Origin of the sequence: Cohnella sp. GCM10012308 (genome assembly GCF_042649185.1) — a bacterium.
Lineage (GTDB): Bacteria > Bacillota > Bacilli > Paenibacillales > Paenibacillaceae > Cohnella.
Genome location: NZ_JBHRYU010000015.1, coordinates 54645 through 70438, shown reverse-complemented (window position 1 = coordinate 70438; position 15794 = coordinate 54645). Strand labels below are relative to the sequence as shown.

Annotated in this window: 12 protein-coding genes; all 12 read right to left on the bottom strand. The window is 57.7% G+C overall.

The window, feature by feature from the left end; all coding sequences use genetic code 11:
• Nucleotides 1-3834, bottom strand: a complete 3834-nt coding sequence (locus ACFOTD_RS17310; RefSeq protein WP_378120912.1) for a DUF5704 domain-containing protein — start codon at nucleotides 3832-3834, stop codon at nucleotides 1-3.
• On the bottom strand, nucleotides 3827-4939 hold the full coding sequence (locus ACFOTD_RS17305) for a stalk domain-containing protein (protein ID WP_378120911.1): 1113 nt from the start codon (nucleotides 4937-4939) through the stop codon (nucleotides 3827-3829). The genes ACFOTD_RS17310 and ACFOTD_RS17305 overlap by 8 nt, the downstream gene beginning before the upstream one ends.
• Before the next feature lie 145 nt (nucleotides 4940-5084).
• Nucleotides 5085-5708: a WxL domain-containing protein gene (locus ACFOTD_RS17300; protein WP_378120909.1), complete on the bottom strand. Its 624-nt coding sequence runs from the start codon at nucleotides 5706-5708 to the stop codon at nucleotides 5085-5087.
• A gap of 72 nt (nucleotides 5709-5780) precedes the next feature.
• On the bottom strand, nucleotides 5781-6821 hold the full coding sequence (locus ACFOTD_RS17295) for a hypothetical protein (RefSeq protein ID WP_378120907.1): 1041 nt from the start codon (nucleotides 6819-6821) through the stop codon (nucleotides 5781-5783).
• 20 nt (nucleotides 6822-6841) lie between these two features.
• Nucleotides 6842-8476, bottom strand: a complete 1635-nt coding sequence (locus ACFOTD_RS17290) for an RCC1 domain-containing protein (RefSeq protein ID WP_378120905.1) — start codon at nucleotides 8474-8476, stop codon at nucleotides 6842-6844.
• A gap of 29 nt (nucleotides 8477-8505) precedes the next feature.
• The gene (locus ACFOTD_RS17285) at nucleotides 8506-9480 is read right to left on the bottom strand and encodes a hypothetical protein (protein WP_378120903.1); all 975 of its coding nucleotides are present in this window, start codon (nucleotides 9478-9480) and stop codon (nucleotides 8506-8508) included.
• The gene (locus ACFOTD_RS17280; protein WP_378120902.1) at nucleotides 9467-10015 is read right to left on the bottom strand and encodes a hypothetical protein; all 549 of its coding nucleotides are present in this window, start codon (nucleotides 10013-10015) and stop codon (nucleotides 9467-9469) included. The genes ACFOTD_RS17285 and ACFOTD_RS17280 overlap by 14 nt, the downstream gene beginning before the upstream one ends.
• Nucleotides 10012-10404, bottom strand: coding sequence for a hypothetical protein (locus tag ACFOTD_RS17275; protein WP_378120900.1), 393 nt, complete (start codon nucleotides 10402-10404; stop codon nucleotides 10012-10014). The genes ACFOTD_RS17280 and ACFOTD_RS17275 overlap by 4 nt, the downstream gene beginning before the upstream one ends.
• Nucleotides 10405-10470: 66 nt before the next feature.
• Nucleotides 10471-10950, bottom strand: a complete 480-nt coding sequence (locus tag ACFOTD_RS17270; RefSeq protein WP_378120898.1) for an ABC transporter permease — start codon at nucleotides 10948-10950, stop codon at nucleotides 10471-10473.
• Between the two features lie 71 nt (nucleotides 10951-11021).
• Nucleotides 11022-13091, bottom strand: a complete 2070-nt coding sequence (locus ACFOTD_RS17265; protein ID WP_378120897.1) for a hypothetical protein — start codon at nucleotides 13089-13091, stop codon at nucleotides 11022-11024.
• Entirely contained in the window at nucleotides 13088-14953 is a 1866-nt protein-coding gene (locus ACFOTD_RS17260; protein WP_378120895.1) for an ATPase, T2SS/T4P/T4SS family, read from the bottom strand. Before ACFOTD_RS17260 ends, ACFOTD_RS17265 begins: the two co-directional genes overlap by 4 nt.
• On the bottom strand, nucleotides 14950-15783 hold the full coding sequence (locus ACFOTD_RS17255; protein ID WP_378120893.1) for a hypothetical protein: 834 nt from the start codon (nucleotides 15781-15783) through the stop codon (nucleotides 14950-14952). The genes ACFOTD_RS17260 and ACFOTD_RS17255 overlap by 4 nt, the downstream gene beginning before the upstream one ends.
• Between the last annotated feature and the right edge of the window lie 11 nt (nucleotides 15784-15794).

Here is a 15794-nt window from a genome sequence, read left to right as displayed (position 1 = left end):
TTAATGGGTGCCGCCTGTTCCAAAATCGTCGTAGCTGGACAAGTCCGCATGATAGAATGCCACATCGCCGTCCAGCAAAGTGAACTTGGCTCCATATGGATCGACAAAGCTACGACTAAATCCCTCCAACTGCCATTGGTTATCCAGCGGCGCATTCTTGTACTGCAAATGCGGTTGACTGGTGTTCCGGTTGCGGATGGTTTCGATATTGAAATTGACAACAAGGTATCCGTCTCGCAGAAAAATTGGAGATTGGTCATCCAGCTTGTGCGTGCGTCCATACTCGGCCACATCAAAGCCCGCAGGCACCGCGTACGGCGCGGCGGGCAGGCTGTATTCGCCACGCCAAAGCTGAGCGGCCGCATTGGCCCGCGCCGCATCGACGCCGCTTGGCACCTGCATGCTGCCGATGAAGGTCCGTAGCTGCTGCGGCAGCAGCATGCCATCGTAGCTGCCAATATAAATCTTCTTTTGCGCCGCATCCTTCAAAAATTGCTGCACATACGCAGCCTGATTGCTCGTCGCGCCATTCAGCCTCCAGAGGGAATTGGCGGTATTCGTCAGTTCTTGCCGCGGCATGTTACGCAGCCGGGTATCCAGCGTCACCAGCCGCTGCTCCGTGTCCTCCGCAGACCCGATGCGAATAAACCGTTTGTTGCCTGAATGATAGTACAGGTCCACCGGCTGTCGGTTTTGCCCCTTCTTGTCCACGAAATAGAAGGTCGGCGTGATCAGGATGCCGTCGCCCGAACCGAACATATTGCCGAGCGTCTTCACCTCGAACTTGAAATGATAGCCCGTCTTTATTGCCACGTTTTTCTTGCCGCTTTCCGGGTGGCTGCCCGGCCGGATCGGCAGTACAAAAGGGGCGGAATTGCCCCGCGCCGTGCCGTCGACGCCGTTCGGCCCGACCCAATAGCTGTTGCCGGTTGGCGTAGCGCTCCCCTTGGCCGTGCGGAATACCGTCTCCCACTGGTAGTCCGCAATGTCGGTGATGCGGAAATCGAACAACCGCCCGATCACCTCGACCGGCACCACCTGTGTCGCCACATGATGGTTTACTTCCAGATTGGCATTCGACTGCGACGTAAACGAGGCCGGACTGTTTTCGGCAAAGGAACGGAAAAGCACCTCATAATTCCCTTCATCTACCCATACGGGCAGAAAAAACGTCGTTTGTATCTGACCGACCGGAATCGAGGTCCAGGTTTCCTTCGGGATAAGCGTGGTGCCGTCGGCCTTGTACACATCGAAGGGGAAGCGCACCTGCTTGTCCCGAATGTACTTGGCGTAGTCCCGGGTGCCATAGCCCGTAATGTCGCGATGCTGGCCGCTGGTCGGAATCGTGACGGTAAAGGGTCGGTTCAGGATGAGGGCCGAGCGTCCGGCAGTCGGCACCGTTTTCTGGTTGTGGGATTGATCGTTAGACACCGCGGCGAAATTGACGACCGGCGTATGCACCGTTACAGGGTTGATGCCGGAAATCGGAAAAGTTTGCTTGCTTCCGCCGCCAATGCCTTTAATCAGGGAGTAAGCGAGCGTTCCGCTGCTCGGCTGAGACGATTTGTTGCTCTTGTTCGAATCAATAATAAAGCCGCTGCCATACAGCACGTTTTGCCCGATCATTGGCGCAGCCGGAATCGTCCCCGGAGTTGGAGCGGTTTCTTCTACCGCGCGATTGTCCATAATGGTTTGCCCGTTAAAGACAAGCGAGTCGCTGCGCACCTTAATTTTCCCGATTGCCTGCTCCGCTTCCGCCTTCCAATTCTCGGAGGGCACGGAGGGACGGCTGGAGCCGCCGTTCAGCGACTTTCCTGGCAGAATGACATTGCGATAAACCGGATCGGTTACATGTGCGGACGGCGAAGCGTCATGGTCGGCCGACACGTTTGGCGGTGTGTACCCGTTCGGTTGCAGCGTCACCTTGCTACCCGGCAAGGCATAATTGGCTACCTCTGCTTGCTGCAGGCCGTATACCTCCAGCCGGTCGATCAGCCAATAACTGAACTTGCGTTCCACCGTATAGCTTTGCGTGACCGTTTGCGTATCCGAACGCGATACCGAAACGGTCGTCGGATGGCCTTCGCTGTCCGGCGGGCCGGGGATACGCTCAGTCCAAGACAACGAATACGTGCGGCTGACGGTGATCGGATACTGCTTCGTTCCTTTGATCTCCGTAAACTTGTTGCGGTATAAGTAAGATTTGGCGCTCGCATTGACGTACAGACTTTCGGATGTTGGGATGCCCTTGGTCACATCAAAGCGCTCCGCGCCGCGCGCATCCGCCTTGATGACCGCTGTTGCGGAGGCATCCATGGCTTCGCCATTCTGCTCCGAACCGGTCTGCGAGGTATCCTCGCCGCCATTGATGGTCACCGTGTGATCGGAGGTGGAATCTCCCGTTTGGCCTGCCGCATCCGTCACGACGACTGTGATCTTCACCGTGACGCTATCGCTACTGCCGAGCGGGATACGGATCGGCAGCGATTGGCTGGCCGACTTGCCGTTCAACGCACAGGTTTGTTGACTGGCACTGACCAGTTGCGCATTTTCGATGCGCGTGATTTGGTACGACTTGAGCGGGTTCGGCGACTTGGCTTCAAAGACAAACTCCCCGGTGACCGCCGTTTCCGAGGACGATGCCTCTGTCGGCGCGTCGATGCGGGAGGTCACCGTCACGGGCGAAGGCACCTTGTAGATGCCGACAAAGTTGGAGCCGCTCTGGCCGACGAGAATGGAGCGTTCCCGCAGCTTGCTGTCGCTCTTCTCCTGAATAAACAGCTTCTCCGACGGATTGCTGTTGCTGGTAATATAGGAGCGAATGATCTCATACGTTTGCCCGCCCTTAGTGATCGTCGCCTCAAAGGTGTGATGGGCTTCCTCTCCGGCCGCAAATTCTCCCTTGTCCACCTCCTGTAGTACCGTTCCATCTTCCTTTTGGTAGATGGCCTTCACAGGACTGGCGGCTTCCTCATATTCGGCAATGACGTCCGAACCGCCAAGCGCCACCGTGAAGCTGCGAATCCGAACTTTATCGTTGGTCTCGGGATTTTCCTGCAACCACTTCTTCTGCGTCGTATCCTGTTTCGGGGTCATGTAGGAGCGCACAATTCGATACGTTTTACCGCCGTCGGTCAAGGTCGCTGGAAACTCGTGGTCAATCGTTTCCCCGATTTTATACTTGCCCTTCAAAAACGTCACGTCCGGATTTTGAATGACCCGGCCATCGACGGTTTTGGCCACTGCATCCACCGGAAATTCAGCGCTGCGGTATGGAATATGGAGGCCGAAATAATCATCGAGATCGTCTGGATGCAGCCAGCCCTCGGCCTGCTTGATGCCCGATAACGTATAAAAGGGACCTTTGCGGACCGAACCGTCTCCATTGATGGAGACCATGATTGCGTAAAAGTACAGATCGTCATTGTCCTGAATTCCATCCATGCCTGCCGCCCAAAGCCGCTGAGTAACGGCTGTTTCCGGCACTTCATAAAAGCCGGTTAGAGGTTGACCGGGAATGGGTGGATTGGGGCTTTGCCCGGTCTGAACAATTTCATCATCCGAAAAAATGGCATGCGGCCTGCTCCTCGGATCTGCGCATTGTTTCCCTGATGCAATTTGCAAACACAACTGTTCTCTGCTCACAACCCAACCAACCGTCTTGTAACGAATAGAAGTGCTTGCCGCCGTGCTGGTGATCTTCAGTTGCACAATTCCGTCTCGTATCGTAATATCTGGCGCCGCGTAGGATGGATCAGTCTCAAAAAATGAAAATAAAAAAATGCACGCCATAAGCGTGCATATCCAACGTGTAACCCTTCGCTTCTTATTCATCTTTTTCAGCCGCCTTCACAAACATATAGTTGGAGAAGAGACTGGCCGTTGGAGAGACTTTTAATGTGCTTCCCCAGTCTCCGCCGACATTGGTGCTCATCTGAATATCGGTATACCCTTCATACCATTTTCCTTTCTCAAAACTGTGATCGTTCGGGAACCATTGATCGTACAACAGACGCTCCGATTTATCATAGGAAACAAAGCGAAGCCGGAAATGAGCGCGAATGTTATCGGAGCCAAATCCATCATAAAAGATCATGCTCGGTTCCGGGTCGAGATACCCTTCTATGTGGATATGGTTTTCCTTTACCCAACTGACATATTCTCGAATGCGCCGCAATTCTCCATCCGAATTTTGCATCTTGGTTGCGAACAGCGCTTGCGCCCAAGAATCGTCAATTGTCCGATAATCCACATTTAGCCAAAGGCTCCCGAATGTCTTGACACGTTCTATCCAAATATCCTTGTTTTGTTTGCTATATTCGGCTTGGCTCGCAACGGTCGCTGACACCTTGCTTCTTTCCTCATGATGATAAGGATACGCCAGCTCGTACATCTCATTCGGAATATCCGCCAGAATGTAGGGGTAATCCGCTGCGTTGCTCGGCAGATCGGTGGTGCGAATCAATCGGCCCCACGGATCGGTCTTGCCATCCAATGGTTTTGTGGAAAGCAGCACCGTATTCGTTTTGCCGTCCCACTCCACCGCCACGCCGAGAATCTCGCTGACAAACCGCAGCGGGACAAAGGTTCGACCGCCTTGCATCACCGCCTGGGTATCGAAAGCTACGTCTTCGCCATTCACCGTTGCAACCTTACTGCCAATGGTCAACCGAATACGCTGATCGTCCTTTTGAATCGGAACCGATTGGCTCTCCGCCTCCCAGCCGACCTTTGCGCCAAGCGCCTCCGCTACAAATCGGACCGGCACCAATGTCCGCTGGTTGTCATCCACGAACGCCTGCGCATCCGGGAACCAAAGCTTCATCCCATCCATCATGACACCGACAAACGTGGGTGGTTTGGATGCCGCGCTCGCCGTCAGCGCAAAACCGTTCACCAGCACGGCCATCATTAAAACAAACAGGATTCGTTTTTTCAACCGCTTCACTCCTTCGCGTATGAATCTTCTATTTGGTAAAACTTTCTTGTCCCTACATGATAGGGGATCACGTTGTAGCTTGTCCAGATTGCAACCGGAAAACGGCTCCCATTCTATTGAAGGAACAGGAGCCGTTCCGTGCGCCTTATACGCCCGAGCCGAGGGTGAAGGTCAGTGTTGCCGTATAGGTTGTCGCTACTGTGCCGACCGTATCGTTCACATGATAGCTGCTGGAGCCGCTGCTTACCGAAGCGACCGTAACGGATTTCGGCACTGCCAGCGAATAGGAGACGCCAGCGGTATACTCGCCCATGCCGTAGCCCGGAGCGGCCTGCAGCAGCTTGAGCGGTGTGGAGGACAGCGTACCGTTATATGCCAGCGGCCCGTGGGTCGGATCAACCGCTTGACCGCTCAAGGCCACGACCGGCGTGCCGACAATGATTGAAACGGCGCTGGCCGGAATTTTGACGGTATACGTCCCCGTGGTCGTCGGGTCGGGCAAGGAGCCGCTCACAAAATCAGTGGACGAAACGGATACCGACCAGCCGGCACCGCTGCCGCGGCTGTCTCGAACGGTAATCGCATTGGAGGCTGTCGAAATCTGATTTGCGGTTACGTCCAGCGTGACCGAGCTGAAGGAAACGGTCGTTTGCGACGATTGATTCGTGCCCGCGATGATAGACACCGTTTCGGCATGGGCGGCGGCGGCAGGAAGCAAAAGCGCCGTTGCCAAGGCAAGGGGAAGCAGCTTGCGCATCAATTTGAACATGGATCAGTTCTCCTTTACCAAATAAATGAGTGATCTATATGAACATGCCGCGTCCGGCCGCAGCATGGGATTTTAACGCGGTTCCTTGGAACGCCCTCTGTCTGCTCGCCTGCGCCGCCACGTTACGATTCCCAGCAGGAGCAGCAGTCCGGCATACACATAGATGCGCGACGAGCCAAGCCACGGCGAAGGCAACGGAGAGCCGTCCTCCGCCACTTCAATGATCTCGCCGGAGGATGTCGTGCCCCAATGGGTACGCTGTGCCTCATCCAGCACCTCGAAGGGCAGTTCCTTTTGCTCCGTCCTTCCATTGACCGTCGTGGTGACCTCTGCGAGATAAGCGCCCTGAGCCAGCGGCCGACTCAGCTCTGCCCGATGCTGCGCCACCGTCCCCGCATAGATGGAATCAAAGTGAGCATCCAGCTCCAGCACCGGCTTGTCCTCGTCCTGGCGTTTGACCTGCACCGTCATTTCCGGCTTGGACAGGCTGCCCCCCTCGTTCATCAGCAGGATGGATAGAAAGGCGCGCCCATTCTCCAGCCCATATGTGACCGAATGCGGAACCGCCTGCGGCGGATTTGCCTCGTCCAGCTCATAGCTCAGCACGACCTGCAAGCCGGTCTTGCGAACCATGCGGGTCACAAATTGCGTTTGTTCGTTGTCCGACGTTGTGAGCGTCTGCCCCTGATCGTCGTAAACAGCGATCACCGAAACGTATTGCCCCGGCTCGACATGCTCCGGGATGCGCATGCTCACGGTATAGCTTTGCGTCTCGCCCGCCCGCAGCGTGATCGGGCGATCCGGTGTCGTATACCAAGCCGACGAGCCAAGCTCCGGGTCGTCCGGTAGCGTAAAATCCTTGCCTCCGCCCAACGCAGGGACGGCATCGGCCGTGTAGAGCAGGGCCGTGATGTCCTTGTCCGTTGGATTGGTGACCTCCACCGTATACTCGCGTTCGTCTCCGGGAACGATCTCTTCCACGTAAGCGCCGAGCTGCGGCTGGATGCGCGCCGGGTCGCCGCTTACGATTAATTGTTGCCCCTCCGCTGGGGCCGAAAATCCCGTTGCAACGCAAAAAACCGTTGCCAGCAGCAACAGTCGAATCCATATCATGCGTCATTCGCTCCTTTGGTTTAGAGTCCACTGGTCAGCGTCAGGGTGAGCGTACATGTATATGTTCCGGCCAACAGGCCGACCATGTCGCCATGCTTGTAAAAAGAGGAACCCGCAGCCTGCACAACCTGTACGGTCTCCGGCACCGCCAGAACCAGAGACAAATCCGTAATATAGATTCCCGTGCCGTAACCGGCATCCGCCTGCATGATCGGGACTGCGGTCGCCCCCAGTGTTTGTCCCGGCAGGTGCCTGGGGCCGTGAACGGCGTCCACCTCCATGCCGCTCATCACCGTAATCGGCGCTTGCCCGTTTACCGTCAGGCTAGAGGCTGGAAAGCTTACGGCCAGCGTGCCGTCTCCGGTTGTCGGATCAGGTCCCGACCTGTAGAACGGCGTGGCGGACACGCTCAGCGTCCAGCCCGCATTATAGCCGCGCACATCCGCAACCGTTATCGGCAAGGCAGCCGAGCTGTTCAAGGAGGATGGCAAAACCACTGGCGAAAACGAACCGATGCCCTTGGAGTTCACCAGCAATCCTATCACCAAACCGGGGACGGATCGGGAACCACCGTTATATCCAAGCACACTGCCCGAGTTATTTCCCCAGCTATAGAGCAAATCACCGGTTGTTCCGGCCAGCACAAAGTCGGACTTCGTGCTGCCGACAAATTGCACGTCCTCCAACTGAACGCGAACCGGCGCGTGGCGATCTGTGCCCGTCCCGTCTCCCAGCTTGCCGCCCCAATTCGAGCCCCAGCCCCACAGCTCACCATTCGCCAGCCTCGCATGGGTGTAATCGCCACCGGCATGAATCGAAGCGACATTCGATAACGCCGTAAACAGCGTCGGTTCATAGCGTCTGGCGGTATCGCCAAAGCCCAGTTGCCCATACGTATTCACGCCCCAGCACCAGATTTGACCGTTGCTATCCAAGGCAAAGGAGGAATCGTTTCCTGCCGACACGCTGACGATGTTGACCAGGGCGCTCTGCCAATACGGCGTCGTCACCGGCGGCCCGGCTCCGCCGTTGCCAATGCCGCCATAGCTGTTGCTCCCCCAGGCGTACACCTGACCGCTCGTTGTCACGGCCAAGCTGTGAGCGCCGCCAGCCGCGACAGCCCGAACCGCAGCCAAACCCGATACCTGCACCGGGGACGTTTTGCCGATCGTTGTTCCGTCGCCAAGCTGCCCCTGCTGATTCTCTCCGGTTGCCCATAACGTCCCGTCCTGCCGGACAAACAGCGCAAAACGGATACCGGCGTCCACCTGAGTCACGCCGGAGAGCGAAAGCATTGTCGGCTCATTTCTTTGCTCCGTGTCGCCAAGGCCAAGCTGCCCCTCCGCGCCGCGTCCCCAAACCCACACGGTGCCACCGGTTTGCAGCGCATAGCCCGATGTCGCGCCGCAAGCAATACCTGTGATCTGATGCAAGGATTGAATGCGGGTTGGAAACGAAACGAATCCACCGCCGGAATCATAACCTAATTGTCGCTGCGGATTGCTGCCCCACGACCAAACCGTTCCATCCGATTTTAGCGCCAGGGCAAAATCGCTGCCGCCGCAAGCCTGGGTATATACAGGCCCGGCCGCTTGCGCGGCGGGCATTTTGACGGCAAGACACAGCAGAATCGCGATTAATACGCGTATATACACATCGGACAGCCTCCTTTCTTGAATGCGAGCTATGATGTGCAGGGCAGCGGCATATACCCTTTGCGGGCCGCAGTTTGCTCGCTGGCAAAGACCTCCTCACGCGGGTAGTCATAGCTGCAGGAGCTGCGGAAATACACCTTCATCGTGCCCTTGCGTGCGCCGATAATGGACTCCTGCTTGAGCACCCGGCTCCCTCCCAGCGCATAGTTGTTGTACTGTTTCGCGCCTATCGGAACGCCCTGCAAAAACGCGAGAACGCCTACGTCGTCAATGCTGTTGCTCCAGTCCTCGTCCGGGATCAGTGGCAGCGTAAACACGTATGAAAATCCGGATCGGGAGACGACCTCGTTGTATTGGTTTATCCGGTACGCCAGCTCGTCCTGCATGGCCCGGACAATCGTGCTGCGGCGAACCTGTTCAAAGCGTTCGGCATCCTGCAAAAGTGGAATCGACGTTTGTTGCCGAATGTCCTGCCGCAAGCCCTCGTGCCAGCTTCCGCTTGCCGCGTCGTAGGCCAACACCTCCTGATCCAGCGTAAACGACAGGCTGTTGCCCGCCGTATCCGCATAAGCATACGGCTGCTTCGCTCCCCAAACCGGCTTCATGATCGTTTTTCCGTCCGCTCCCGTCCATTCCTGCTCGCTGTAGACGTAGAAGCCGTCATACCCGATGATGACAAGAGCGGGAATGAAGCGATGCAGCATCCCCTGTGCCACCGGATCGCCCGTAACGCCGAAGCCCGCATCAAGCGTTTGGTAAAACGCCGCAACCGCGTCTTCCTTATTGAGCGCCATCCGTTTGTCCGAGCCGTACTGCGCCTCTTTCTGCTGGCTGGCGTTGCCGATCAACTGGCTGGCTGCATCGTCCACCGCCGCATCCAGCGCGGCGTCATACCGCAATTCGGCCAGCAGCGTCCGGCGCAGCGCATCCGTCTCGATGCGGTTGATCGTCGCAAACGGAAGAAACAGCAGCGCGCCGACAATGGCCCATTCAATCCATCGCATGGCGCACCGTCCCTCCGTAGGGAATGACGATCTTTTCATTCGGGCTTATCGTGTTGTTCAGCATGTCAAAGATCAGCGTCCCCGCCGTCCGGTTCGTGTTGACCACCATAACCGAAAAGGAATCGCCTACCCGCATCCGGTATCGGCGGCTCGGATCATCCTTGGCCAGCGTATTGTTGGGGAACAGCACCGGCAAAATCTGCGCGTTGTAGAACGAATCGTAGTGAATCTCGTAGGTGCCGCGGAACGTTTCCGGCCGGGTCGGGTCCTCGTAGACCGGCACATAGGTTTTGCCGCCATGCTCCATCTCGACGGCAAAGCTGTTGCCGGTTGCCGCCAACGCGGCCATAAAATCGTTGTACATCGCAGGTGTAATGCCTCCCTTGTCACGCACCGCATCCACAAATGATGTCGTCGCCCGCATCGCCACCAGCTCGGAAATATCGTCCTGTTGGTCGAAGGCGGCGGAGAGGGGATACAGGTAAAGCAGCAGGAGCGCGATCAGCACCGCAAACAGCTTGAGCAGCGTGTTCATGGCACCCGCCTCAAGACCAGACGCAGCAAACGCCCCTCCGCATCGCGTTCGTATTCAGGCACATATTTCTTCTGCAAAGGAATGCCTGCCATGCGAAGCTGCTCACGTTCCAGCGGCGCTGCGTACCGCATACCGTCCACGAGCATTTCCGCATCGCCTTCCTCCAGCCGAGCAAGCGCGTGGAGCACCTCCGCGCCGCTCATTGTGCCGTCGCCGACCGTTGGATTTGCGGTCTGGTGCAGGCTACGATCTTGGGCTTGGCCGGAGACGTAGGCTAACGCATTCAGCGAAGCCCCGTTTTGAAACAGCAGCAGGCCCGTTCCCACCGCCATCAGAAATGCCAAAAAAGTGACACTCATCTCCATCATCGTTCTCGGGGCGTAATCCATCCAGTTTTCCTCCTTTCAGACGGAAACGTCCGGTTTCCCCGGACGCTTCCGGTTCTTCCTCCGGTCTTACTGCTGCCGGAACACGATGCCGCGAATGACATTGCTGCTGTCCAGCACCAAATTCGCGCGGAACTTGCCGCTCGGGTTCACGTAGTTGATGTCCGCCTCGTCCACTGTCTGCGCGATCAGGCCCGGAGCCACTCCGACGACGGTGCCGTAGGTCACGTTGTCGAGCGGCACGCTCGTATTGATTGTTTTGCCGTACCATTGCCCTGCCGGGTTTTTGCCAGTGTAAATCTGAATGCCGAATTGATCGACATCGCGGAATTTGCGCAACGCGTTGACGACCTGGCTGCCTGACAGCGTCGTATTGTCGTACACGGTAAAGGCCGTTTGCGACAGCTCGGTTTGAATGTTGCTGAAATTGCTTTGCGCCGCCTTGGTGGAATCCTGGGCCGAAACAAACAGCACCACGGCCAAGGTAATCAGCGCGATGGCGAGGAAAATGCCCGCCGCCATCACCAACGCTTTTTGTGCGTTCGACATGGATTTCGCTCCTTATGATTGGGATCAACAAAAACCTTCCCCGAGAAGAAAAGGAAGGTTAATCGCGCCGCTTACTGAATGCGTTGAAGCTGCTCGTAGTAAGCGGTCATTTGCTGCAGGCTGACAACAATGAGCGGGATCACCAAATACCCGAAAATCAGCGTCATTAAGGGGGTAAAGCCAATCCAACGGCCCCAGCCTGCCTTTTGTTCAATCAACTGCTCGTACTCCTGCTTGCGCTGCTCCCGCGCAAAAGCCTGCTCCGCTTCCAAGTCGTCGAATGCTTGGCGGATCGTCAAATGCTGCGACGCGAGTTCCAGCTTCTGCACCGTCCGCACGAACGGCAAAAACGGTGCGTCCTCCTTGAGCTGCGCCAGCGCCTGCTCCTCGCCCTGCTCAAAGTGGAGCAAGCATACCTGCAACGGCTCTTTGAACACACGGGCGAACTGCTCCATCCAGATGAGCAGTTGCTCGACCGACATGCGTTCCATCCCGGCCAGCATGGCGATCACCGCCTGCAACTGATCGACCTCGTGCTTCATCTCCATCCGCCGCATGCGCCGTTCAAACCATCGGATGCCGACGGGCAGCGCATACCCGCCCCAGCCTGCGGAGATGGCCAACAGCACCTCCCACCACAGCAGACGCGGCCGCTCCAATTTCTCCAGCTTCTCGATCACCCGCCGCGCGGTCAGGCGAAGCTCTTCCTCCTGTTCTCCGTTGACTGTCTGCTGACGGAGCAGGTTCATGACCATGCGTTCGTTGCGCGGCCTCACCTCCTTTACTTGTTCGATGATGCGGCGGTCCAGCGCCGCGGCTTCCCGCGCCTTGACTTCTTCCTCGGCCGACAACTGCCCGAACAGCATTCCCGGCTTGACCGGCGCATTGAGCAATTGATGGCGCTCTGCGGCATGCAGGGATACGAACAGCCCCAGCACAGCAGCAAAGGCCAACGCGCCCGCGACCAGCCGCTGCACATAAAACCATTCCAGTCGCAGCGGCGATGCGGTGTCCTTGAGAAGCCGGGTCACCCGCTTCGCTTCCCGCGAATCGGGAGCCGGCCCCAGCCGCTGCACGAGCCAGCGCATCCAGGGCCAGCCATACACGCGTTTTTCCCAGCGGTTACGGCTCGTATACCGAGCGTCACCATCCAACTCCGCAAGCGCGCGGAGCAGCGCATAGGACAGCCAGACGACCACGAGCAAGGTCAACTTCGCCAGCCAACCAAGCGCTCCGGCGTAGAAGGCATCCATTGAAGGAAAGAAGTGGCTCGCCCATGCTTCAATCGGGCGGGTAAAGAGCAGCGGCACCAACGCAATCACTGTCAGTCCTTGCAGCAAATAGCTGAGCTTCTCCCGCCGCAGCAGTTCTAGACTCAGCTCGCCGGACAGCTTTTCCAGCCCCTTGAGATACACCGAGCCGCTTTCCGTTTGTCGGTCGCCATGCTCTTTAATGAGATAAGACAATCCGGCTAGCCCCTGCAAATAACGATTGGGGGCCAGCTCCACGTATTGCGCCAGCTTGTCCTCCGCATCGCTGTCCGTCAGCATGTTGTACAGCTCTTGTCCGTGCAGCGCCATTTCATAGGGCGCGCCGTCCGCCGCCTCATAGATCGCTTCCTCGACCATACCGTGGCGATGGTAGTGATGCCGCACATCGCCGAAGAACGTGCGAAGCTGTCGGAGCAGCCGCAGCTCCAGCCGCTGCACGCCCATGTCGGCCAACACGCCGTGGCCTACCCACAAGCCGAGCAGCAGCATGCCCCAGGTGAACGGATCGCGCACCATGACGGCAAGCGGGATGACGAGCAAGAGAAGGATGCTCCATACCCGCAAAGCAGACTTGATCGTTTCCAGTCGCAGCTTCCACTCGTCGCCCAACCGAACGATCAGGAGCCGCTTGCGCAGATGATGCAAATAGGCACGCAGGATCGGCACCTGCTCGCACACGCTGTACAACTGTTGCAGGAAACTGTACATCGCTTGTCTGCGCGACGCCTGTCCAGGCTTGCGCAGCGATTCGTAGCGCCGAATGGCGGCAATATCCGAATCGCGTCGGGACAGCCATAGGAACGCCGCCACCGCCATCAGGAACAGAACCGTCGATATGCCGAGCAGTGGAGAGAGCCATTCCCGCATCATGACTCATCCTCCCAATGGCTGTCCAGAAAGGCATCGAAGACAGCCTGATCCGGGCCGCTCAAATAGGTTGCCATGTCCCGGCGGCTTTTCTCGGACAACGGATGAACAGCAACATACCGTCCTTCCCGGTATTCGATCAAGTTCCGGGCAGTGTACAGCGGACGATCCGTCGAGCGTCGGAAAAATTCCAGCACCGTTTCCATAAAGGCGGCCAGCCGCACATCCTTGGTCATCTTGCCGGTGAAGTCAGTCGGATAGTCCGCTTCCTGCGGCACCGGCATACATTCCGTAATCCGTTCAATGTATCTTCGCCCGTCCAAGTCGCGGCGCAGATGAATGTCGAAATTGACGACGCTGACGACCTGCTGCTCCGCCACGCGCTCGCTGCTGAACACGCCGGTCTTGAGCAGGGAATTGCGCAGCGACAGCACGAGATCGCGGAACGTTTTTGCGTGGTGGGTGAACAGCGTAAACAGGGATGCGACCTGCGCCATTTGCACCATCCAGGCCGCAACCGGGTCGGTCGCCACCTCGCCCAAAATGTTCACCGAGCCGTCCGTTTTCTTCTGAATGTCCAGTCCTTGCTGGCCAGTAATCGTTTCCGTTTCGCGCAGGCTAACGATGTTGCGGTTCGGGTAAATCTTGCGCAGTTGCAGCTCAAAGCTCATTTCCTGAACCCGGATCGGCAGCACGGCCGGAATATGGCGCACCATCGCCATCAGCAGGGTCGTCTTGCCGCTGCCCTGCGCACCGGTGATCGCCGTAATCCGCGCACCCGCGACCAAATAGCGGATGAGTCCGATCGGCAGCTCCGCATTTTCGTCTTGAATCAACTGCTCCAGCGTGGCACTCTGCACATCGAATTTGCGCACAAAAAAAGCCCACGATTCCGCAAACCGGGGGCGCAAGACGACGACGCGCGAGCCGTCGCCCATTTCATTGACCTTATAGCCGTTGGCCTCGGACAACTGGCCGGGAAAATTATGCTTGTAGATGATCTGACAGACGCGGCGCAGCTCCTGCTCCGAGCCGAACGAGAGGAAGCTCAGATGAATGGACTTGCCCTTGTAAAACAGCCAGACGCTATCGTGCGAACGGGGCAATGCCTGCCATTGCACATCCTCCTCGAACGCCCATTCGCCCTCCCACATCAGCGGCGGCAAACCGGACACCCCGCCGGAAACGCCGTCGATTCGCATATCGCGCAGCTCGTCGATGACGCTAAATCCCTTGTAGTGCTGGTAAATCCGCTGCACGACAATGCGCAGCTTATCCTCCACTGTCAACTGGGGAGCGCTTTGAGCATAGATGCTCTGAATGTCTTCCTCCGTGATCCGGTAAGCCTCAAGCTGCCCGTCGTCATCGAAACGTTGCCGATCCAGCTCATACGCCTGAAGCATCTGCTCCAGCGCCCGTAGCCCGAATTGCTGCCTGTAGCGATCCAGCAGGATGTCAAACTGATCTTGGGCAGTGAGGGCATCCGGCTGATGGAACGGCAGCAACAGGTTCAGGTGTTTATCGTCCAATTCGTATTGCTGTATCAGCAAATCGGCGATTACCTGCTTCACGTATTCCTTGTCCCGCAAATCGCCGGAGGTGCAGCCGCGCAGTGCCTTCTTTAGCTCTGCCCGCTTGTTCTTGCGGCGGCGGTATTCTTCCTCGGACAAACCGAAATCGCTGAGGTGGCTCGTTGTCATTTCGTGCAAGGTGTCTTTGACGAACGCCGTCATCGCTTCCAGCGTGTACAACACGGTCTCACCATCCGTTCGCTCCGGCAGGCGGCGGCTCATGCGCATATACAAGAAAAATGCCGCCAGCAGCAGAAGCGCAAGCACAAGCAGGGTATTCAGCAGCGTCATCATGGCGTGTCCTCCTTGCCGCCGAACAGGGGCCGATTAGCGCCAGTCCCCTCCATCAGCGCATGCGCCAGAGCGCGCACTTGCCGGACAAAGCGATGGTTCTCGTGCTGGCGCGACAGGCTGCGATTGCGGAACCAATACGGGAGCCCCTCTCCTTGCTGCACCGCATCCAGCCAGCCGGTATTATGCACGACCGGAAAGGCCGGCTGCTGCCAGCGGAATCGGCGCTGGAGATTGTTTACAGTAAGAGCCGATGCCGGATCGAACTGTCCAAACACCAGCATCGCTTTCCGTCCGTTTAACCGCTCGATTTCCGGCGATTGAAAAAAGCGTTCCAGCAGCAAGCGATTTTGCGGCAGGCAAACGACGACGAGATCCGCCCGATTCCGAAGTGTCTCTCGCCAGCCCGAAGCCCGCCCGCTGCCGCCGTCCAGCAGCACCAGATCGTAAGCGCGCTTGGCCGTATCCAAAAGCGGCTCCAGCCATCGCTCCGCCAGCATGGCAAAGCCTTCGTTCGACTTTGCCGAGCCATGCAGCACGTCCAGCCGTTCCCGCAGCAGCGGCTGCGCATAATCCCGCAGCATCCTCGCTTCCAGCTTCCGGTTTTGCAACAGCCGCAGCAGCGCGTCGATGCCGCTATCCGGCAACCGGGACGGATTTTTTTCCGGCTGGTAAAAGGCCCGCTGCACCGCCTCATCCTCCTCGCGAAGAAGGCCGAGGAGCAGCAGCCGGGCCGAGTATTCCAGCCCCAAACACGCAGCCGTTGCCAGCAGATTGGTTGTCGTTCCGGCCTGGCCGGGGAAAGGACTCCAAAACACGACGATCATTCCCATGTGCGTTCTCC

Coding starts and splice junctions, on each gene's coding strand:
- ACFOTD_RS17310 (WP_378120912.1), bottom strand. CDS start 3,834: ATGAATAAGAAGCGAAGGGTTACACGTTGGATATGCACGCTTATGGCG.
- ACFOTD_RS17300 (WP_378120909.1), bottom strand. CDS start 5,708: ATGTTCAAATTGATGCGCAAGCTGCTTCCCCTTGCCTTGGCAACGGCG.
- ACFOTD_RS17295 (WP_378120907.1), bottom strand. CDS start 6,821: ATGATATGGATTCGACTGTTGCTGCTGGCAACGGTTTTTTGCGTTGCA.
- ACFOTD_RS17285 (WP_378120903.1), bottom strand. CDS start 9,480: ATGCGATGGATTGAATGGGCCATTGTCGGCGCGCTGCTGTTTCTTCCG.
- ACFOTD_RS17280 (WP_378120902.1), bottom strand. CDS start 10,015: ATGAACACGCTGCTCAAGCTGTTTGCGGTGCTGATCGCGCTCCTGCTG.
- ACFOTD_RS17275 (WP_378120900.1), bottom strand. CDS start 10,404: ATGGATTACGCCCCGAGAACGATGATGGAGATGAGTGTCACTTTTTTG.
- ACFOTD_RS17270 (WP_378120898.1), bottom strand. CDS start 10,950: ATGTCGAACGCACAAAAAGCGTTGGTGATGGCGGCGGGCATTTTCCTC.
- ACFOTD_RS17265 (WP_378120897.1), bottom strand. CDS start 13,091: ATGATGCGGGAATGGCTCTCTCCACTGCTCGGCATATCGACGGTTCTG.
- ACFOTD_RS17260 (WP_378120895.1), bottom strand. CDS start 14,953: ATGATGACGCTGCTGAATACCCTGCTTGTGCTTGCGCTTCTGCTGCTG.
- ACFOTD_RS17255 (WP_378120893.1), bottom strand. CDS start 15,783: ATGGGAATGATCGTCGTGTTTTGGAGTCCTTTCCCCGGCCAGGCCGGA.